Here is a 16,930-nt window from a genome sequence, read left to right on the forward strand (position 1 = left end):
TCCTTCCACGTATGGAAGGAGCTTTATTTTTGCATATTAAAACATACTTGAGCTATGCATCGGTTGAAGTTTTGCATTTGGATCGAAGTAAGCTTTTGCATTGTTTACTGCTGTCGGTGCTTCGCCAAATCCACAAGCGATAAGTTTTACTTTTCCTTCATATGTACAAATGTCACCAGCAGCGTAAATGCCAGGAATATTTGTTTCCATTTTTGAATTTACAAGGATGCTGTTTTTTTGTATATCTAAGCCCCAGTTTTTAATTGGGCCAAGAGAAGAAACGAAGCCGTAGTTTACGATTACGTCATCAACATCGATGATAATTTTTTCCTCCGTTTTTACATGTTGAAGAACGACTTGTTCAATCTTGTCATCACCAATGAGTTCTACTGGAACGTATGGTGTACTTACTTCTGCACGAGAATTCATTAAGCTTTCTACGCTATGTTCATGCGCACGGAATTTATCACGACGATGAACGATTGTAACTTTTTCAGCAATCGGTTCTAACATCATTGTCCAGTCTACTGCTGAGTCGCCACCGCCAAATACTACGACGCGCTTACCAGCAAATTTATTCATATCATCAACGAAATAATGTAAGTTTTTCTTTTCGTATTTCGCTGTACCTTCTAATTCTAAGCGGCGTGGTTGGAAAGCACCATTGCCAGCAGTAATAATAACTGATTTAGAATAGTGAGTTTGCTTATTCGTAACAAGTTTAAATATACCGTCAGCTTGTTTCTCAAGCGTATCGACAGCTTCTTCTAAACAAACAGTTGGGTCAAATTTCTTCATTTGCTCTTTTAAGTTATCAACTAATTCTTGTGCGCGCACTTTTGGAAATCCAGCCACATCATAAATGTATTTTTCAGGGTAGAGTGCGGATAATTGTCCGCCAAGTTGAGGTAAGCTTTCAATGATTTTTACACTTGCTTGTCTCATACCGCCATAAAATGCTGTGAACAGTCCCGTTGGACCACCACCAATAATTGTTATGTCGTAAACTTTTTGATTTTCTGCCACTTTCATTCCCCCTATAGATGGAATTTTGATATTGATTTCATATATTGTTCATATGTACACGAAAATCCTGCAAATGATGACACTTTCAAATAAATGATAGCATATTTGAGTTCATAATACTTCTGAAAACGACTGAATTGTGTGTAAGTTTTCGCATCGGTTCTTTTTTATTGTATAAAATATACAGAAAGGAAAATACATGAAAAAAAGGCTAAAAAACCCTTGAAAACGCTATGTTATTTTAAAATATTGATAATTCTCCAGACGCTTGAATTCTGGAATAAAACCGACTAATATAGGGAAGTATTATGTTAAATTTCTATGACAAAATTCGTACGATTTTTTGACTGCGTTTTGTTATGATATAGAATGTGATAAATTCCACATTCTTGACAAATAGAGTTTTTAGTACTTGGTATTATTTTTTATTACTATTATATAAAGAAAAGGGTTGTGATTTGGTGAAGACTCCAAAAATCGTAGTTTTAGGTGCAGGTTATGGCGGGATGATTACGACTGTTCGTCTGCAAAAAGCATTATCTGTAAATGAAGCTGAAATTACGCTAGTAAACAACAACAGCTATCACTACCAAGCGACTTGGTTACATGAGAGCGCAGCTGGTACATTACAAGATGAAAAAATCTGTCTAGATATTCAAGACGTTATTGATACAAATAAAGTGAACTTTGTACAAGACACAGTAGTAGAAATTAAAGCTGCTGAAAAACGCATTATCTTAAAAGATGGTGAGTTAGAGTATGATTACTTAGTAATTGGTCTTGGTTTCGAATCAGAAACATTCGGAATTACAGGATTAAAAGAGCATGCATTCTCAATCGCTAACATTAATGCAACTCGTGAAATTCGTGAGCATATGGAAGCTAGTTTCTCTAAATATGCAACTGAACAACGCGATGAGTTAGTAACAATCGTTGTTGGTGGTGCTGGATTTACTGGTATCGAGTACGTAGGTGAGCTTGCAAACCGTGTTCCTGAACTTTGCAAAGAGTATAATGTACCACGTGAAAAAGCACGTATCATCTGTGTAGAAGCTGCTCCAACAGCACTTCCAGGTTTCGATCCAGCGTTAGTAGAATACGCTGTAAAACAGCTTGAGAAAAAAGGTGTAGAATTCCGCATCGGTACAGCAATTAAAGAAGCAACTGAAGAAGGTATTATCGTTGCGAATGGCGATGACACTGAATTAATTAAGTCTGAAACAGTAGTTTGGGCTGCAGGTGTTCGTGGTAATGGTATTGTGGAAGAGTCTGGCTTTGAAGCAATGCGCGGACGTGTAAAAGTTGATGAGTACATGCACGCTCCAGGATACGAAGATGTATTCATGGTTGGTGACGCAGCGTTAATCATTAATGAAGAAATTAACCGTCCTTACCCACCAACAGCACAAATTGCAATTCAACAAGGTTACAATATTGCACACAACTTAACTGTATTAGTTCGTGGCAAGGGCGAAATGAAGAAATTCGCATTCGATAATAAAGGATCTGTATGTTCTTTAGGTCATGACGATGCAATGGGCGTTGTTATGGGTAAAAAGTTAACAGGTTGGAAAGCTTCCTTCATGAAGAAAGTAATCGATAACCGTTACCTATTCTTATTAGGTGGACCTTTATTAGTTCTTAAAAAAGGTAAATTAAAGTTCTTTTAATATATAGTAGAAAAAGCAGAAACGGCTAAGAGCTGTTTCTGCTTTTTTCATATTAAAAATATAGTATAATATATAAAAAAAGAAAGAATATTCTGTCCGTTCTGATGGAGGAGGTTATTACATCATGGAGAAACGAGGGAAGGTATGGCTAGCTGTTAGTGGTTTAGTAGCTACAAAAGATGGTAGGTGGCTATTTGTTAAGAAGAAATACAGTGGATTAAAAGGGAAATGGTCTTTACCGGCTGGTTTTGTAAATGAAGGTGAGACGGTTGATGAAGCTGTGAAACGCGAAGTGTTAGAAGAGACAGGCATTGTTGCTCATGTGAAGGGGATTATTGGTGTTCGATCGGGTGTTATTCGTAATGAGATTAGTGATAATATGATTATTTTCCTTTTGGAACCTGAAGGAGAAAATATTATTGTACAGGAGAAAGAATTGTCTGAAGTGGCGTTCTTACATCCGGATAAGATTGTAGACGATCCGAATACGTCTGTGCTTATTAAATATTTGTTAGAAGGAAGATCAGAACTACATCTTGAAGTGGACAAAACATTAAATCCAGGTGAACCATTTGGTTATACAGCTTATCACGTATTTACGGCACGTGCGGAGGAGAGGGGAAAAGAGTGAGTATACCGGTACTACTTATTTCAATGATGTTATTCTTTATTTTGTTCTTTGGAATTGGATTTTTACTCAATATGATTTTGCGAGCTACTTGGGTAATGGTTATTGTGTATCCGATTGTTTGTATGCTTATTATTAATAAAGCGAGTATGTGGGATTATTTTTCAAAACCGAAAGAAGCATTTTCTTCATTTGGGACAAGTGTATCGCACTTAGGACAAGCAGACGTATTTATTCTATCTACTGGATTAGTAGGGGCTGCTTTAGCAGGAGTCGTAATCAAGAAACTTCGGAAAAGCGGATATCAAATGTTTTAATCTCCAATTAAGTTGGAGATTATTTTTTTGCATATTCCTTCATCGTATAGGGAATGATTAACGATGAAGGAGTGTGGAATATAAAAATGTTAAAACGATATTGTATTCGCATTATGATGACTTGTTTACTTGCAATTGCATTATGCGTAACATGGAATGCTTTCACAGGAGTTTCTTTATTAGAGATTGTAAAGATATATGAAGGAATGAGTGCAAAAGAAGTACATGCAGCAGAAGTTAAGAGAAATGTTGCTCCGAGTAAAGAAGTGATAAATGCTTTAGAGCAGGCAAACGACTGGTCTAAATATCGTTCAATTGAAATGACTGCAACAGGTTATACATCGGGGATTGAGTCAACTGGTAAGAGGCCAGGGCATCCAGAGTATGGTATTACATATTCAGGTGTCAAAGTGAAAAGGGATTTATATTCCACAATTGCTGCGGACTTACGCGTATTCCCGATTGGAACGATTCTCTTCGTGCCAGGTTACGGGTATGGTGTAGTAGCTGATAAGGGCGGTGCAATAAAAGGAAACCGTCTTGATCTATATTATGATACGGTGAAAGATGTTTATAGCCAATGGGGTAAGAAAAAAGTAAATGTGTACGTAGTAAAAGTAGGAAATGGTAAGTTTACAGAAGAAGAGTTAACGATGTTAAATCAAGACGAAACGATGCAAGTGTTTCGTGGTCAATATTTAAAACAAAGATAGTCTAGTCGTAATTACGCTAGACTTTTTTTCTTGGCTTATTTCATGATAGAGGAGATTTTGGATCTGCGATTTTACACGCCATATAACTGTAGTTAGAATTATCGCATTTTATCGAAAATAAAGTTATAATGGTGGTAGAGAAATTTAGGGGGTCTGAACATGTTTCAAGTACAAAAAGAATTAGCAGGTCATGAAGCGGTAATTGTTGCTTTATTTGAAGAAGAGAAAATGAGTAGTTTTGTACAAGAACTGGACAAAGCGTTTGAAGGGCAATTACAAGTTTTACTAGAAGAGAAAGAATTATCTACGAAGAAAAAGGCCATTTCGAAAGTACATAGCTTAGGGAAAACAAATGTGAAACGTTATTACTTTGTTGGTTTAGGAAAGAAAGAATCTTACACGACAGAAACGTTACGTGCGGCTCTTGGTAAGGCGTTTAAAACACTGCAAGCAGCAAAAGTACGAGATGCAGCAATCTTACTTGATTCTTTCGTAACAGAGGAATTAGACGCGATTGATGTCGCTCATATTGCGGCAGAGGTACAAGGCCTTGGTACATATGAGTTACAAACGTATAAATCAGATAAAAAGGATCGTGTAGAGTTAGAGAAGTTCACGGCTATTACAGCGGAAGATGCACAAGAAATTGAAGCAGCATTAACAGTTGGCTACGTACATGGACGTGCAACAAATTCAGCTCGTACACTTGTAAATATGCCGCCAAACGTATTAACAGCGACAAAGCTTGCTGAGTATGCTGTTGAATTAGCGGAGAAATATGATATGGACTATAAAGTTCTTGAGAAAGAAGAGATGGAAGACCTTGGTATGGGTGCGTTACTTGCAGTAAACCAAGGTAGTGTAGAGCCACCAAAAATGATTGCTCTTATTTATAAAGGAAAAGAAGAGTGGACAGATGTCATTGGGTTCGTTGGAAAAGGTATTACATACGATACTGGTGGTTATTCTTTAAAACCACGTGAAGGCATGGTTGGTATGAAAGGTGATATGGGCGGTGCAGCTGCTGTATTAGGTGCGATGGAAATTATCGGTGAACTTCGCCCAGAACAAAATGTGATCGCTGTTATTCCTTCAACTGATAACGTTGTAAGTGGTACGGCATTTAAGCCAGACGATGTAATCACATCTATGAGCGGAAAAACAATTGAAGTATTAAATACGGATGCAGAAGGTCGTCTAGCTTTAGCTGACGGTATTACGTATGCGAAAAAACTTGGTGCAAACTACCTTGTTGATGTTGCAACATTAACAGGCGGTGTAATTGTTGCACTTGGAAACTATACGACAGGCGCAATGACAAATAATGAAGAGTTATTTGAGCAAGTGCTAGAGGCTTCTATGGAAACAGATGAGCCAATTTGGCAACTACCGATTTTTGATCGTGATAAAGAACGTGTGAGAAACAGTAAGTTTGCTGATTTAAATAACTCACCAGGCCGTGAAGGACATGCGGTTATGGCAGGTACATTCTTAGGCGAATTCGCTGAAGATACACCATGGGTACACTTAGATATCGCTGGAACATCAGAAACAAAAGGTGCGCACGACTTAGGTCCAGCTGGAGCAACTGGCGCAATGGTACGTACACTTGCAACACTTGTGGAGCGTTTTGGAGAAGAATAAGAGTATAAGTGAAGACTGTTCCGATATTTTGGAACAGTCTTCTTTTTTATAGGTTTGTTTATCCCACTATTTGCCGGGTAGTAAGACCCATAACTCAAAATTCAGCGAAAGGAAAGCAGTTAGGTCGGATTGCCGGTAAACGCTCGATTGGTGAGGGCTGATTAAAGTTTCACTTTATAAAGAAATCGTATACAAAACCCCATTTAAAGCAAAAGAAGTACGGCCCGTTTCTTCAGAGACAACTAATATAAGTGCATCACTCTTTTCTGATAAGCCAATTGCAGCTCTGTGACGTGTTCCTAGCTCAGGATCAACTTCTGTACTTTTCGTTAAAGGAAGAATATTAGCAGCTGAGACAATATGATTATTTTTTACGAGAACGGCACCGTCATGAAGGGGGTTACCTGGATAAAATATTGATTCGAGTAATGGCGCAGTTAAATGAGCGTTTAATGTCGTTCCAGTTTGAATGAGAGCTTCAAGCGTCTCGTTTCGTTCCACGACGATAAGAGCACCATGTTTTCTGGCGCTTAAATGTTGGATAGCTGTCGTAATAAAAGATGAACTTTCCGTATAAGGTGATAAATATGCCTGAATATAGTATGTAGCTGCTAATGTTTGTACATTTGCTAACATATGATGAATATCTTCCATTTTGCATAAAATACATTCGTCTTCTTTATCGATTGCGTTCCTCATAATCGATAGTTCTTTTTCAGCAATTTCAATCATTTGCTTTGTTTGTATTTTGAGCTCTTCTGACAAGCCCCATTCGTGCATAATCCTCATTCCCTTTAGTGGAGTATTTAATAATAGTGTATACAAATATTCCTAGTAAAATCCTGTTAGATTTTATAAAATATTGAGATACAGCATGTTTTTTTCATATAATAAAGGTATGACGAGCGAGAGGAGAGAGAAGAATGAATTGGAAACAAGAATTTAGTCGCTGGCTTTCTTACGCACAATTAGATGCAGAATTAAAAGAACAGCTAGAAAATATGAAGCAAGATGAGAAGAAAATCGAGGATAGCTTTTATAAAAATCTAGAGTTTGGCACAGGTGGTATGCGTGGTGAACTTGGTGCTGGTACGAACCGTTTAAATGTATATACAGTTCGTAAAGCAACAAAAGGATTAGCAAGCTTTATCGAAAAGTTAGGTGAGGAAGCGAAAAAACGCGGTGTTGTTGTAGCCTATGATTCTCGTCATAAATCACCTGAGTTCGCAATGGAAGTCGCTGCTACACTTGGTGCACGTGGTATCACAACATATGTGTTTGAAAGCTTACGTCCAACGCCAGTACTTTCTTTCGCAGTTCGTCATTTACATACAGTAAGTGGAATCGTTCTTACGGCAAGCCATAATCCGCCTGAATATAACGGATACAAAGTATACGGTGAAGATGGTGGACAGTTACCTCCAAAAGAGGCAGATGAGTTAATTAGCTACGTAAATGCAGTAGAAGATGAATTAACAGTTGAAGTCGCTGATGTAGAGCAATTAAAAGCTGACGGTTTATTACATATTATTGGACAAGAAGTAGATGATGCATATGCTGCAGAATTGAACAATGTCATCATTAATAAAGAAATGGTACAAAAGGTTGGTAAAGACTTAAAAATCGTCTTTACACCATTACACGGAACATCAAATATTTCTGTACGCCGTGGTTTAAAAGAAGTTGGATTTACAGATGTAACAGTTGTAAAAGAACAAGAGTTACCAGATCCAAACTTCTCTACAGTAAAATCACCGAACCCAGAGGAGCACGCAGCGTTTGAGTATGCAATTCGTGACGGTGAAAAGGTAGGCGCAGATGTATTAATCGCAACTGATCCTGACGCAGACCGTCTTGGTGTAGCAGTGCGTAATCATAATGGTGAGTTCCAAGTATTAACAGGAAACCAAACAGGTGCATTAATGCTTGATTACTTACTATCTCAAAAGAAAGAAAACGGAACGCTTCCAGAGAACGGTGTCGTATTAAAAACAATCGTAACGTCTGAAATTGGTCGTACAATTGCAAAAGCATACGGTTTAGATACAGTTGATACGTTAACTGGATTTAAATTTATCGGTGAGAAAATTAGACAGTATGAAGAAAGCGGACAATATGAATTCCAATTCGGTTATGAGGAAAGCTATGGTTATTTAATCCGCCCATTCTGCCGTGATAAAGATGCAGTACAATCTGTCCTATTTGCATGTGAAGTAGCTGCATACTACAAATCACAAGGGAAAACGTTATATGACGGTCTATTAGAAGTATTTGAGAAATACGGCTTCTTCCGTGAAGACCTTGTATCGTTAACGTTAAAAGGAAAAGATGGAGCGGAAAAAATCCAAGAGATGATGGCAACGTTCCGTGAGAATCCGCCGAAAGAAGTAGCGGGCTTAACAGTCGTAGCAGTGGAAGACTATAAAGCAAGCATCGTTACATCTTTACAAGATGGACATAAAGAAGAGATTCACTTACCGAAATCAAATGTGTTAAAATATCAATTAGAGGATGGTTCATGGTTCTGCCTACGCCCATCTGGAACTGAGCCGAAGATTAAGTTTTACTTTGGTGTAAAAGATAGTTCTTTACAAAATAGTGAACAAAAGTTACTTACTATTAAAGAAGACATTATGAATCGTTTATAATACAAAGTAATTTTAAGTAGTAAGGAACAAAAGGGAGCGAAATCTCCCTTTTGTTTTATGTAGGAAATGCTTGCTATTGATTCCGACAGGAGAGAGGGTATTTTGTGATGAAAAAAGTAAGAAAAGCGATAATCCCAGCAGCTGGATTAGGAACACGTTTTTTACCAGCAACGAAAGCAATGCCGAAAGAAATGTTACCGATAGTAGATAAACCAACGATTCAATACATTGTAGAAGAAGCAGTGAAATCGGGAATCGAAGATATTATTATTGTTACTGGTAAAACAAAGCGCTCTATCGAAGATCATTTTGATAACGCATTTGAACTAGAACAAAACTTATTAGAGAAGAAAAAATATGAGTTGCTTGAAAAAGTACAAGCTTCTTCAAAAATGGTAGATATTCATTACATCCGTCAAAAAGAGCCGAAGGGACTAGGACATGCTGTTTGGTGTGCACGTAAATTCATTGGTGATGAGCCATTTGCAGTGTTACTAGGTGATGATATTGTCCAAGCTGAGAAACCGTGTTTACGTCAATTAATGGATGAGTATGAAAAAACACTTTCTTCTGTTATTGGTGTACAAACTGTTCCGGAGTCGGAAACACATCGCTATGGAATTATCGATCCATTAGAACAAGAAGGTCGTCGTTACCAAGTTCGCAATTTCGTTGAAAAACCAGCACAAGGTACAGCTCCTTCAAACTTAGCGATTATGGGGCGCTACATTTTAACGCCTGAAATCTTTATGTTCTTAGAACAGCAACATGTCGGTGCTGGTGGTGAAATTCAGTTAACAGATGCAATCCAAAGCTTAAATGAAATCCAACGTGTATTTGCCTACGATTTCGAAGGAAAGCGCTACGACGTAGGTGAAAAGCTAGGATTCGTTCAAACGACAATTGAAATGGCCCTGCAACACCCAGAATTACGTGATGACATGGTTGCAATGATGAAGAAAATTTTAGAAGAACAAGCGAATCAAGAGTCATAATAAAAAATGAGTTATTTCAGTATACTGAAATAACTCATTTTTTTATTATGAAATCGTCGAATGAGAATGCTGATAAGCAGAACGACGCACAGCATAATATATGCGAGGTGCGATAATAGCACCGATAATTGTAAATGCAATATCTTTTACTGCAAACCACATCATAATCATCCAAGCAGCTTTATAGCTCATATTACCGCCCATAAAGAGATTGACTGCCCCGTACATGTAAGTAGTACCGATTATATAAGTTAAAATAATTCCTGTGAAAGAGGCAACTGCAAATGTAATGAATGTTGGTCTTTCTTTTTGTTCTACTAGTTTTCCGGATACGTAAGCAACGATAATAAATGCGATAATAAAACCACCAGTAGGATCTAAAAGTGCTCCAAATCCAGCTTTGAAGTTAGCGAAGATTGGTGCGCCGGCTACGCCAACGAGCATATATACAGTCATGGATAAGGCACCAAGTCTACTTCCAAGAAGAAGACCTGCTAAAATTGCGAAAAATGGTTGCATAGATAATGGGATGCCTGCTACTTGAAGGAATGGTGCCCAAGATACAATATTTGCACCGATTGCCATAAGAGCAACGAACATGGCAGCTAATGCTAAATCTAAAACATGAAATCTTCTCATAATGTTAACCTCCTGTTGTTTTTAGGTTAACATTATCGTAGCGAAAATATTTACTTGTTGTCAATCAAAATATTTTGATAAGAAGGCTTTAAATAGTCTCTTAGCAACGTATATGGAATACGAAATTGCGGAATTCCACTTGAATAGGGAGCAATCTCATATAAAGGGAAATAAATGACGAGATTGTCTGGCTCTAAAAAGAAGTGGAATTTTTTCATACTCATTACTTTTTCAGTTGCATCAGGAAAATAAATGCTTTCATTTTGTTTAATTTGTCGTACAATCTCCGCACGGATTACATCTTTATATTTATCCTTTTGTTCAAATAAATCGTCTAAGTGCAGTACCTTTTTTTCGTTTAAATCGAATGTATTTGCCTTCCACGTATAAAGACCGTGTGCTCCGCCAGTATATTGATAGTAATTCACATATAGGCTAAGAAAAGGTGGTTTGTTTAAAGAGACTTTATAATCAACATTTGCTACGTACGGATGAAATGGTGTACTAGATCCTTCTGTCTCTTTATAATATTTTTTTGCTTCTTTTTCTAATTTGGTTTTAAATTTGTCAGTGGATTTTTTGTAGTATAAATTGAGTTTATTTTGAAATTTAGAGTCAGAAAATTTTTGAAAAGAAGGCCTGTTTATTTGATATTCTATATAAGGTTTCTTACCTTTTTGCGTTACAGTCTTAACATCGATTGTCAGGTTAGATGCTTTGGCTGTTATTGCACAATTTGGTACAATAGTCAGCAAGGAGAACATAAGCAGTAATATACAAAATTTCTGTTTCATTTAGGTGAAGCCTCCTTATATAAGTGTTATAAGTAGTTTGAAAATAAATAGGTAAAATTATACATTTAATTAAAGTAAGAGAAGGGGGAAGCGATATGGCAAAAACTTTAATGGATTCACTTGGAATTGAGTTGTTAGAGATGACAGAAGATAAGGTGGTTGCTACGATGCCTGTTGATGAGCGTACGCATCAGCCATTTGGATTTTTACATGGTGGTGCATCGGTTGCATTAGCAGAAACAGTGGCAAGTGTTGGTTCATATAATTTAATTGATCAAGAAAAATGTATTTGTTTCGGATTAGAAATTAATGCGAACCACATTCGCTCAAAGAAAGATGGAATTGTAACAGCGATTGGAACACCAATACATAGAGGACAATCGACAATGGTTTGGGATGTTCGCATTATTGATGAAAATGATGATTTACTATGTATATCAAGATGTACAGTAGCAATTAAAGAAAAACGTGAAAAATAAAAAAGAGGCGCTCTTATGAGCAGCCTCTTTTTCTTATAATTAGAACTGGATTTTCTTCTCTAAGAAACCTTTTAGTTCGCTAATTGGCATACGAACTTGTTCCATTGTGTCACGGTCACGTACTGTAACAGCTTTGTCTTCAACTGAGTCGAAGTCGTATGTGATACAGAATGGTGTACCGATTTCGTCTTGACGACGGTAACGTTTACCGATAGAACCAGTTTCATCAAAGTCTACCATGAAGTCTTTAGCTAATTCTGCGAATACTTCAGTAGCACCTTCAGATAGCTTTTTAGATAATGGTAAGATAGCTGCTTTGTATGGTGCTAAAGCAGGGTGGAAACGAAGAACTGTACGAGAATCGTTTTCTAATTGCTCTTCTTCATATGCATCACATAAGAATGCTAATGTTACGCGGTCTGCGCCTAAAGATGGCTCGATGCAGTATGGTACGTAACGCTCATTCGTTTGTGGATCGATATAGTTAAAGTCTTCGTTTGAGTGTTCCATGTGACGTTTTAAGTCGAAGTCTGTACGAGATGCAACGCCCCAAAGTTCGCCCCAACCGAATGGGAATTTGAATTCAATGTCAGTTGTTGCATTACTGTAGTGAGATAACTCTTCTTCACCGTGGTCACGAAGACGCATGCTCTCTTCAGACATACCAAGTGAAAGTAACCAGTTTTTACAAGTTTCACGCCAGAATGCGAACCACTCTAAATCTTCACCAGGCTTACAGAAGAATTCAAGTTCCATTTGTTCAAATTCACGTGTACGGAATGTGAAGTTACCAGGTGTGATTTCGTTACGGAAACTCTTACCGATTTGGCCGATACCAAATGGAAGCTTTTTACGCATAGAGCGTTGAACGTTTTTGAAGTTTACGAAAATACCTTGTGCTGTTTCAGGACGAAGGAAGATTTCGTTTGTGCTAGACTCTGTAACACCTTGGAATGTTTTGAACATTAAGTTGAACTGACGGATTTCAGTAAATTCTTCACTACCGCAATCAGGACATTTTACTTCATGTTCTTTCATTAAGTCAGCCATTTGGTCGAAAGTAAGACCGTCAACAACCATTTCAATGCCTTTTGCATCTAAAGCATCCTCAATTAATTTGTCAGCACGGTGACGAGCTTTACATTTTTTACAGTCGATCATTGGATCGTTGAAGTTACCAACGTGACCAGAAGCGATCCAAGTTTTAGGGTTCATTAAAATAGCTGCGTCTAAACCAACGTTGTGTGGAGATTCTTGAATGAATTTTTTCCACCAAGCTTTTTTAACGTTATTTTTTAATTCGATTCCAAGTGGACCGTAATCCCAAGTGTTTGCAAGACCACCGTAAATTTCAGAACCAGGGAAAACAAAACCGCGATGTTTCGCTAAGTTTACAACTTGTTCCATTGAATACATAAGAAAATCCTCCTTTTGAAAGTTAACGTATTGGCGATGACATACTCTGATACTTTGGAAACGGGCAGTATATGTTAAAAAGAACATAAAAAAACGCTCATCCCAAGGCTTATTTGCCTAGGGACGAGCGTTTGCCCGCGGTTCCACCCTAGTTGATACACAAAAGGTGCATCCACTTTATCATGTATTGCTCGAGACTGCCGTTTCCTTGCGTCTTCAGGCTTTCACTATCCCTGAATCGCTTTTTATGCAAGTACTTATAAGTCCGTCATCGCTACTTATATTAATAATAATGAACATATTCTAACACGTTCTTTTTTAAATCTCAATAGAGGAACGCGTCTATCTATGATAGAGTCTCGCCTATTTTTTCATTATTTATTCCGTAATTTTGCTTAATATGCTTAATTGCTTCACGCTTACTTAATGGAGCGAGCTCATTGTTTTGCACGTATTCCCAAACTACATCCTGATTTGTTTTTGCATATTCACGAAGGACCCAGCCAATTGCTTTTTGAATGAAAAATTCTTTTGAAGAATGTAGTTGTCCAATAATCCAGAAAAGAAGTTCTTCATCCATCTTTTGTTTATATTTGAGTTGGAATAAAATAGTGGCACGTTGTAACCAAATGTTATCTGATGCAATCCATTTTGGGATATAGGCAGAAATCAATTCTGGATGTTGTAAAAAGATATTACCTAAAAATGTAGGTACGATGCTATCGACAGTGTCCCACCAAGATTTTGTTACAATCAATTCTTCTAAGAAGGGGATATGTGTTTCGTTTATATGCTTTTTATATTTTTGCATAATATCAAGTGCAGCCGCTTGGAATTCACGTTCTGGTAAGTCCCAAAGTTCACGTACGATAATTTGGAAGTCTCTTTTATCTGGGAGAGTATGTATTTGAATGATGTCTTTTAATAATTGGCGTCTTTCCGGTGTTTGAATACCTAGAAATGGGAAGTGATTTTTCATATAACGAGCCATGGGTTCTGCTTTTTCAAGATTTTGATGAGCTGTAAAATGCTCTTGTAATGCTTTTACAAATGGATGCATACGTGTTTCTCCTCTCTTATTCTCTTTCTTCTCTTATTATACAAAGAGTTTGGATAAATTTTAAAACATAACTTGCAATGTAATGAAATATGTTGAAAGTAGAGAGGAGAGGATAAGATGGAGGATCAAGGCGTACTAGCAGGTTTCTTTGCTCTTAGTTTTGCGTTTATTCTTGTTATATTGATTTGGGCAATTATTTCATATTTGTTAACGGCTTTTGCACTTTATTCGATGGCGAAAAATGATGGTGCAACGGACGGGGTGCTTGCGTTTATTCCGTTTTTGAATAGTAAGACGTGGGGGGACTTAGCGAAAGATAAATTACCAGATTTTTTGAAAGAAGAAGCAGGGTGGAAAGTATTCGGCATATATGTTGCATGTTTCATTTTTAATTTCGTACCAATTATAAGTTTACTAGCAACAGCTGTATCGATTGTATTGTCCATTTATCTTATCTACGCTATTTTAGACAGATACGGAACGAACTCTATATTATTTACGATTATTCATGTAATCACATTTTCGGTGTTCTTACCGATTCACTTATTTATTATTCGAAATGAACCGGTGAGATATAAAGAGTAGATTTTTCATTTTTGTTGATAAGTAGCTATAAGTAAAAAAGCGCCCTGATTATCAGAGCGCTTTTTCTACTACATAAGGTAGCGTAAATAAATATAAATGTGAGAAATGATTAATGAAACGATCATAATTGGGAAACCGACTTTTAGGAAGTCCATGTAACTAAATTTATGTCCTTCGCGGCTCGCGATACCTGCAACGATTACGTTAGCAGAAGCTCCGATTAATGTTCCGTTTCCGCCCAGACAAGCACCTAGTGCTAATGCCCACCATAATACATCGATTTGTGCGTCAGATGGTGATAAGCCTAGCCCAACTGCCATATCGTTAATAAGTGGAATCATTGTTGCGACGAATGGGATGTTATCAATTGTTGCAGAGGCGATACCAGATACCCATAAAATAAGGATGGATGCGTAAGAAATATCTCCGCCAGTTATACCAATTACTTTTTGAGCTAACATTTTGATAAGACCGATATCGATAAGTCCTCCAACAAGTACGAATAACCCTGCGAAGAAGAAGATTGTTACCCACTCTACGCTTGCAAATACTTCTTCAATTTCATGCTCTTTCACACCAATTAACATAAGTACAGTAGCACCAGTTAAGGCGATAATAGCGGCATCGATATGGAAAATAGAATGAGTCATGAAACCTACAATCGTAAGTCCAAGTACCGTTAAAGATTTTTTCATTAATACTGGGTCTTTAATGTATTGTTTTTCATCTAAGCTCATTAATTTTTTAACTTGTACAGGATCGGCAATTAATTGTTTGCGATACATGAAGTAAAGTATTATCGCTGTAACTGCAATAATAATAATTACAATAGGTGCTAGATTCAATAGGAAAGCATTGAAGTCTAAATGCTTATTTGCAGAACCAATCATAATGTTAGGTGGATCACCAATTAATGTTGCTGTTCCTCCAATGTTTGAAAAAATAATTTCAGAAAGTAAATAAGGAACAGGATTTACTTGCAGTATGCGCGTAATAGATAAAGTAACTGGAACAACAAGAAGTACAGTTGTAACGTTATCTAAAAATGCGGAGCCAAGCGCGGTAAGTAAGGAAAGTGAAATTAAAATTTTAATTGGATTTCCTTGTGCCCCTTTTGCTGCTTTAATGGCAACGTATTGGAAGACACCTGATTTACTCGTAATGTTCACCAAAATCATCATACCGATGAGTAGCGTAATCGTTCCCCATTCAATATGTTTCGTAAAGGCGTTATGTAAATCGACGACCCCCACAATTACCATGAGTGCTGCACCAAGAAGTGCGATGACAGCGCGATTAATTTTTTCAGAAATAATAATGGCATATGTAATTAAAAAGACTGCGATAGCAAAATAATACTGCCAGTTAGCGAGTTCTTGCGTTGTTTCGTGCAAAAATCTCATCTCCTTTCATTCACTTGTTCTTAGTGTGTCAAAAATGCTCTAGAAGAAACACACATAACGTCATTATAAAGTAGGAAAATGGCGGATGTAAATGAAAGGAGAGATTTTGTCATATTTTCTGCATAGGTCATTTTTTCTTATTTTTTAAAATATTTGTGGGCATTTGACATATATATAAGATACATCCAATCTGAATATTTAAAATGGAATTAGCATTCGAGCTTGTTCGTGTAGGAGTGTCAAATAGAAAGGAATGACAAAAATGATAAGGAAGGGATCGTATGGATGAACAACGATTTTTATTTTTAGACTTTGAGTTTACGATGCCCCAGCATAGAAAGAAACCGAAAGGATTTTTTCCAGAGATTATTGAGGTAGGACTCGTTTCAGTTGCTGGCTGTAAGGTAGAAGATACGTATTCATCACATGTTAGGCCGAAAACATTTCCCTCTTTAACGGATCGATGTAAGAAGTTTTTAGGAATAAAACAAGAAGTCGTGGATAAAGGGATTTCATTTCCTGAACTCGTTAAGAAGCTTTCAGAATACGAAACGAAATGTAAACCGACAATTGTAACGTGGGGAAATATGGATATGAAAGTGCTGAAGCATAATTGTGAAATGGCAGGGATAGCTTTTCCATTCTTCGGACAGTGTCGTGATTTATCGCTTGAGTATAAGAAGTTTTTTGGAGAAAGAAATCAAACAGGATTATGGAAAGCAATTGAGGCGTATGGAAAAGTAGGGACAGGGAAGCATCATTGTGCGCTTGATGATGCAATGACGACGTACAACATTTTTAAACTAGTAGAAAAAGATAAAGAGTATTTAGTAAAACCAGCACCTCCAACATTAGGAGAACTTGTTGATTTTTCAAAAGTGTTAAAGAAAGTGAGCACACAGTAACGACCAAA

General features: G+C 37.1%; 17 protein-coding genes. 10 read left to right on the top strand and 7 right to left on the bottom strand.

Annotated features, from left to right (window positions below; genetic code table 11):
• Positions 1 to 36: 36 nt before the first annotated feature.
• A complete protein-coding gene (locus D1166_RS10180) occupies positions 37 to 1,026 on the bottom strand; it encodes an NAD(P)/FAD-dependent oxidoreductase (protein ID WP_000829788.1) in 990 nt (329 codons plus the stop codon).
• A gap of 461 nt (positions 1,027 to 1,487) precedes the next feature.
• On the opposite strand from D1166_RS10180, the gene D1166_RS10185 reads away from it, so the two are divergent.
• From D1166_RS10185 to pepA, 5 genes are all read left to right on the top strand, one after another.
• Entirely contained in the window at positions 1,488 to 2,696 is a 1,209-nt protein-coding gene (locus D1166_RS10185) for an NAD(P)/FAD-dependent oxidoreductase (RefSeq protein WP_000856612.1), read from the top strand.
• Between the two features lie 124 nt (positions 2,697 to 2,820).
• Complete coding sequence (locus D1166_RS10190; protein WP_000415320.1) at positions 2,821 to 3,327, top strand: NUDIX hydrolase; 507 nt, start codon at positions 2,821 to 2,823, stop codon at positions 3,325 to 3,327.
• Entirely contained in the window at positions 3,324 to 3,641 is a 318-nt protein-coding gene (locus D1166_RS10195; protein ID WP_000027011.1) for a YuiB family protein, read from the top strand. The genes D1166_RS10190 and D1166_RS10195 overlap by 4 nt, the downstream gene beginning before the upstream one ends.
• 86 nt (positions 3,642 to 3,727) lie before the next feature.
• The gene (locus D1166_RS10200) at positions 3,728 to 4,354 is read left to right on the top strand and encodes a 3D domain-containing protein (protein ID WP_000920098.1); all 627 of its coding nucleotides are present in this window, start codon (positions 3,728 to 3,730) and stop codon (positions 4,352 to 4,354) included.
• 159 nt (positions 4,355 to 4,513) lie between these two features.
• On the top strand, positions 4,514 to 5,998 hold the full coding sequence (gene pepA / locus D1166_RS10205) for a cytosol aminopeptidase (RefSeq protein ID WP_097856210.1): 1,485 nt from the start codon (positions 4,514 to 4,516) through the stop codon (positions 5,996 to 5,998).
• A gap of 174 nt (positions 5,999 to 6,172) precedes the next feature.
• Here the strand turns inward: pepA and cdaS are convergent, their stop codons facing one another.
• Entirely contained in the window at positions 6,173 to 6,778 is a 606-nt protein-coding gene (cdaS, locus tag D1166_RS10210; RefSeq protein WP_000545253.1) for a sporulation-specific diadenylate cyclase CdaS, read from the bottom strand.
• 143 nt (positions 6,779 to 6,921) lie between these two features.
• On the opposite strand from cdaS, the gene D1166_RS10215 reads away from it, so the two are divergent.
• Complete coding sequence (locus tag D1166_RS10215) at positions 6,922 to 8,646, top strand: phospho-sugar mutase (protein WP_001104221.1); 1,725 nt, start codon at positions 6,922 to 6,924, stop codon at positions 8,644 to 8,646.
• A gap of 107 nt (positions 8,647 to 8,753) precedes the next feature.
• Positions 8,754 to 9,641, top strand: a complete 888-nt coding sequence (galU, locus tag D1166_RS10220; protein WP_002097988.1) for a UTP--glucose-1-phosphate uridylyltransferase GalU — start codon at positions 8,754 to 8,756, stop codon at positions 9,639 to 9,641.
• A gap of 45 nt (positions 9,642 to 9,686) precedes the next feature.
• On the opposite strand, the gene D1166_RS10225 is transcribed toward galU, so the two are convergent.
• Entirely contained in the window at positions 9,687 to 10,280 is a 594-nt protein-coding gene (locus tag D1166_RS10225) for a biotin transporter BioY (RefSeq protein WP_016118807.1), read from the bottom strand.
• Positions 10,281 to 10,330: 50 nt separating this feature from the next.
• Complete coding sequence (locus D1166_RS10230; RefSeq protein WP_048568248.1) at positions 10,331 to 11,074, bottom strand: DUF3298 and DUF4163 domain-containing protein; 744 nt, start codon at positions 11,072 to 11,074, stop codon at positions 10,331 to 10,333.
• 95 nt (positions 11,075 to 11,169) lie between these two features.
• Here D1166_RS10230 and D1166_RS10235 point away from each other — a divergent pair, with 95 nt between their 5' ends.
• Entirely contained in the window at positions 11,170 to 11,553 is a 384-nt protein-coding gene (locus D1166_RS10235) for a hotdog fold thioesterase (protein ID WP_001140612.1), read from the top strand.
• Positions 11,554 to 11,592: 39 nt separating this feature from the next.
• Here D1166_RS10235 and D1166_RS10240 read toward each other — a convergent pair whose 3' ends face one another.
• A complete protein-coding gene (locus D1166_RS10240) occupies positions 11,593 to 12,969 on the bottom strand; it encodes a glycine--tRNA ligase (RefSeq protein WP_000287147.1) in 1,377 nt (458 codons plus the stop codon).
• Positions 12,970 to 13,315: 346 nt separating this feature from the next.
• Positions 13,316 to 14,029: a DNA alkylation repair protein gene (locus tag D1166_RS10245; protein WP_000553303.1), complete on the bottom strand. Its 714-nt coding sequence runs from the start codon at positions 14,027 to 14,029 to the stop codon at positions 13,316 to 13,318.
• Positions 14,030 to 14,146: 117 nt separating this feature from the next.
• Between D1166_RS10245 and D1166_RS10250 the strand changes: the two genes are divergently transcribed.
• Positions 14,147 to 14,614, top strand: coding sequence for a hypothetical protein (locus D1166_RS10250; protein ID WP_000390061.1), 468 nt, complete (start codon positions 14,147 to 14,149; stop codon positions 14,612 to 14,614).
• Positions 14,615 to 14,682: 68 nt separating this feature from the next.
• Here the strand turns inward: D1166_RS10250 and D1166_RS10255 are convergent, their stop codons facing one another.
• Positions 14,683 to 16,008, bottom strand: a complete 1,326-nt coding sequence (locus tag D1166_RS10255; protein ID WP_000545231.1) for an ArsB/NhaD family transporter — start codon at positions 16,006 to 16,008, stop codon at positions 14,683 to 14,685.
• 290 nt (positions 16,009 to 16,298) lie between these two features.
• On the opposite strand from D1166_RS10255, the gene kapD reads away from it, so the two are divergent.
• A complete protein-coding gene (kapD, locus tag D1166_RS10260; RefSeq protein WP_000344358.1) occupies positions 16,299 to 16,922 on the top strand; it encodes a 3'-5' exonuclease KapD in 624 nt (207 codons plus the stop codon).
• Positions 16,923 to 16,930 lie beyond the last annotated feature (8 nt).

It is taken from the genome of Bacillus sp. ISO11, from assembly GCF_003458115.1.
Lineage (GTDB): Bacteria > Bacillota > Bacilli > Bacillales > Bacillaceae_G > Bacillus_A > Bacillus_A cereus.

What these genes read in the sequence shown, in the direction of transcription:
- D1166_RS10190 (WP_000415320.1), top strand. Translation starts at nt 2,821, where the DNA reads ATGGAGAAACGAGGGAAGGTATGGCTAGCTGTTAGTGGTTTAGTAGCT.
- D1166_RS10235 (WP_001140612.1), top strand. Translation starts at nt 11,170, where the DNA reads ATGGCAAAAACTTTAATGGATTCACTTGGAATTGAGTTGTTAGAGATG.
- galU (WP_002097988.1), top strand. Translation starts at nt 8,754, where the DNA reads ATGAAAAAAGTAAGAAAAGCGATAATCCCAGCAGCTGGATTAGGAACA.
- kapD (WP_000344358.1), top strand. Translation starts at nt 16,299, where the DNA reads ATGGATGAACAACGATTTTTATTTTTAGACTTTGAGTTTACGATGCCC.
- D1166_RS10245 (WP_000553303.1), bottom strand. Translation starts at nt 14,029, where the DNA reads ATGCATCCATTTGTAAAAGCATTACAAGAGCATTTTACAGCTCATCAA.
- D1166_RS10250 (WP_000390061.1), top strand. Translation starts at nt 14,147, where the DNA reads ATGGAGGATCAAGGCGTACTAGCAGGTTTCTTTGCTCTTAGTTTTGCG.
- pepA (WP_097856210.1), top strand. Translation starts at nt 4,514, where the DNA reads ATGTTTCAAGTACAAAAAGAATTAGCAGGTCATGAAGCGGTAATTGTT.
- D1166_RS10215 (WP_001104221.1), top strand. Translation starts at nt 6,922, where the DNA reads ATGAATTGGAAACAAGAATTTAGTCGCTGGCTTTCTTACGCACAATTA.
- D1166_RS10240 (WP_000287147.1), bottom strand. Translation starts at nt 12,969, where the DNA reads ATGTATTCAATGGAACAAGTTGTAAACTTAGCGAAACATCGCGGTTTT.
- D1166_RS10200 (WP_000920098.1), top strand. Translation starts at nt 3,728, where the DNA reads ATGTTAAAACGATATTGTATTCGCATTATGATGACTTGTTTACTTGCA.
- cdaS (WP_000545253.1), bottom strand. Translation starts at nt 6,778, where the DNA reads ATGCACGAATGGGGCTTGTCAGAAGAGCTCAAAATACAAACAAAGCAA.
- D1166_RS10225 (WP_016118807.1), bottom strand. Translation starts at nt 10,280, where the DNA reads ATGAGAAGATTTCATGTTTTAGATTTAGCATTAGCTGCCATGTTCGTT.
- D1166_RS10230 (WP_048568248.1), bottom strand. Translation starts at nt 11,074, where the DNA reads ATGAAACAGAAATTTTGTATATTACTGCTTATGTTCTCCTTGCTGACT.